The sequence below is a fragment of the Pseudomonas sp. SID14000 genome (assembly GCF_002165135.1).
In the GTDB taxonomy this organism is placed as follows: domain Bacteria; phylum Pseudomonadota; class Gammaproteobacteria; order Pseudomonadales; family Pseudomonadaceae; genus Aquipseudomonas.
Window position 1 is genome coordinate 1 of the sequence record NZ_NFZQ01000032.1, and the last position, 3,281, is coordinate 3,281.

Annotated in this window: 2 rRNA genes; both read right to left on the bottom strand. The window is 51.2% G+C overall.

What is annotated here, in order from left to right:
- A 5S ribosomal RNA gene (gene rrf, locus CAY82_RS24665) occupies positions 1–84 on the bottom strand; the annotation flags it as partial.
- Positions 85–213: 129 nt separating this feature from the next.
- Positions 214–3,105, bottom strand: a 23S ribosomal RNA gene (locus tag CAY82_RS24670).
- Between the last annotated feature and the right edge of the window lie 176 nt (positions 3,106–3,281).

Here is a 3,281-nt window from a genome sequence, read left to right on the forward strand (position 1 = left end):
CCCCACACTACCATCGGCGATGCATCGTTTCACTACTGAGTTCGGGATGGGATCAGGTGGTTCCAATGCTCTATGGTCGTCAAGAAATTCTGTTGCCAGAAGGTCTGGGTAGACACTCCAGCGAATTCGGATATGTGAATTTGTGGTTGCGAACTTTCGGTTCGTATCATCTTCACCACCGCAATCTGCGCGAGCAAATTGCTTGGGTGTTATATGGTCAAGCCTCACGGGCAATTAGTATTGGTTAGCTCAACGCCTCACAGCGCTTACACACCCAACCTATCAACGTCGTAGTCTTCGACGGCCCTTCAGGGGATTCAAGATCCCAGTGAGATCTCATCTTGAGGCAAGTTTCCCGCTTAGATGCTTTCAGCGGTTATCTCTTCCGAACATAGCTACCCGGCAATGCCACTGGCGTGACAACCGGAACACCAGAGGTTCGTCCACTCCGGTCCTCTCGTACTAGGAGCAGCCCCTCTCAAATCTCAAACGTCCACGGCAGATAGGGACCGAACTGTCTCACGACGTTCTAAACCCAGCTCGCGTACCACTTTAAATGGCGAACAGCCATACCCTTGGGACCGGCTTCAGCCCCAGGATGTGATGAGCCGACATCGAGGTGCCAAACACCGCCGTCGATATGAACTCTTGGGCGGTATCAGCCTGTTATCCCCGGAGTACCTTTTATCCGTTGAGCGATGGCCCTTCCATACAGAACCACCGGATCACTAAGACCTACTTTCGTACCTGCTCGACGTGTTTGTCTCGCAGTCAAGCGCGCTTTTGCCTTTATACTCTACGACCGATTTCCGACCGGTCTGAGCGCACCTTCGTACTCCTCCGTTACTCTTTGGGAGGAGACCGCCCCAGTCAAACTACCCACCATACACTGTCCTCGATCCGGATAACGGACCTGAGTTAGAACCTCAAAGTTGCCAGGGTGGTATTTCAAGGATGGCTCCATGAGAACTGGCGTCCCCACTTCAAAGCCTCCCACCTATCCTACACAAGCAAATTCAAAGTCCAGTGCAAAGCTATAGTAAAGGTTCACGGGGTCTTTCCGTCTAGCCGCGGATACACTGCATCTTCACAGCGATTTCAATTTCACTGAGTCTCGGGTGGAGACAGCGCCGCCATCGTTACGCCATTCGTGCAGGTCGGAACTTACCCGACAAGGAATTTCGCTACCTTAGGACCGTTATAGTTACGGCCGCCGTTTACCGGGGCTTCGATCAAGAGCTTCGCTTGCGCTAACCCCATCAATTAACCTTCCGGCACCGGGCAGGCGTCACACCCTATACGTCCACTTTCGTGTTTGCAGAGTGCTGTGTTTTTAATAAACAGTCGCAGCGGCCTGGTATCTTCGACCGACATGGGCTTACGGAGCAAGTCCTTCACCCTCGTCGGCGCACCTTCTCCCGAAGTTACGGTGCCATTTTGCCTAGTTCCTTCACCCGAGTTCTCTCAAGCGCCTTGGTATTCTCTACCTAACCACCTGTGTCGGTTTGGGGTACGGTTCCCAGTTATCTGAAGCTTAGGAGCTTTTCTTGGAAGCATGGTATCAACCACTTCGTCGCCTAAAGGCAACTCGTCATCAGCTCTCGGCCTTGAAATCCCGGATTTGCCTAAGATTTCAGCCTACCACCTTAAACCTGGACAACCAACGCCAGGCTGGCCTAACCTTCTCCGTCCCTCCATCGCAATAACTGGAAGTACAGGAATATTAACCTGTTTTCCATCGACTACGCTTTTCAGCCTCGCCTTAGGGACCGACTAACCCTGCGTCGATTAACGTTGCGCAGGAAACCTTGGTCTTTCGGCGTGCGAGTTTTTCACTCGCATTGTCGTTACTCATGTCAGCATTCGCACTTCTGATACCTCCAGCAAGCTTCTCAACTCACCTTCACAGGCTTACAGAACGCTCCTCTACCGCGTCATCAAAGATGACACCCGTAGCTTCGGTGCATGGTTTGAGCCCCGTTACATCTTCCGCGCAGGCCGACTCGACTAGTGAGCTATTACGCTTTCTTTAAAGGGTGGCTGCTTCTAAGCCAACCTCCTAGCTGTCTAAGCCTTCCCACATCGTTTCCCACTTAACCATGACTTTGGGACCTTAGCTGACGGTCTGGGTTGTTTCCCTTTTCACGACGGACGTTAGCACCCGCCGTGTGTCTCCCATGCTCGGCACTTCCAGGTATTCGGAGTTTGCATCGGTTTGGTAAGTCGGGATGACCCCCTAGCCGAAACAGTGCTCTACCCCCTGGAGTGATACATGAGGCGCTACCTAAATAGCTTTCGAGGAGAACCAGCTATCTCCGAGCTTGATTAGCCTTTCACTCCGATCCACAGGTCATCCGCTAACTTTTCAACGGTAGTCGGTTCGGTCCTCCAGTCAGTGTTACCTAACCTTCAACCTGCCCATGGATAGATCGCCCGGTTTCGGGTCTATACCCAGCGACTAAACGCCCTATTAAGACTCGCTTTCGCTACGCCTCCCCTATTCGGTTAAGCTCGCCACTGAATATAAGTCGCTGACCCATTATACAAAAGGTACGCAGTCACCTAACAAAGTAGGCTCCCACTGCTTGTACGCATACGGTTTCAGGTTCTATTTCACTCCCCTCTCCGGGGTTCTTTTCGCCTTTCCCTCACGGTACTGGTTCACTATCGGTCAGTCAGTAGTATTTAGCCTTGGAGGATGGTCCCCCCATATTCAGACAAAGTTTCTCGTGCTCCGTCCTACTCGATTTCATTGACAAGAGATTTTCGTGTACGGGGCTATCACCCACTATGGCCGCACTTTCCAGAGCGTTCCACTAATCTCAAATCAACTTAAGGGCTGGTCCCCGTTCGCTCGCCACTACTAAGGGAATCTCGGTTGATTTCTTTTCCTCAGGGTACTTAGATGTTTCAGTTCCCCTGGTTCGCCTCTTGCACCTATGTATTCAGTACAAGATACTCAGCTTGTGCTGAGTGGGTTCCCCCATTCAGAGATCTCTGGATCACAGTCTGTTTGCCGACTCCCCAAAGCTTATCGCAGGCTACCACGTCTTTCATCGCCTCTGACTGCCAAGGCATCCACCGTATGCGCTTCTTCACTTGACCATATAACCCCAAGCAATCTGGTTATACTGTGAAGACGACATTCGCCGAAAATTCGCATGTTGCTCTTTCGAGCAGAACTCACAAATTTTACCTTAGCCTGATTAACCAGCAGTGAAACTGGTCATCAGTCTATATCTATCACATATCCGAATTTTTAAAGAACGATCTGACAAAAG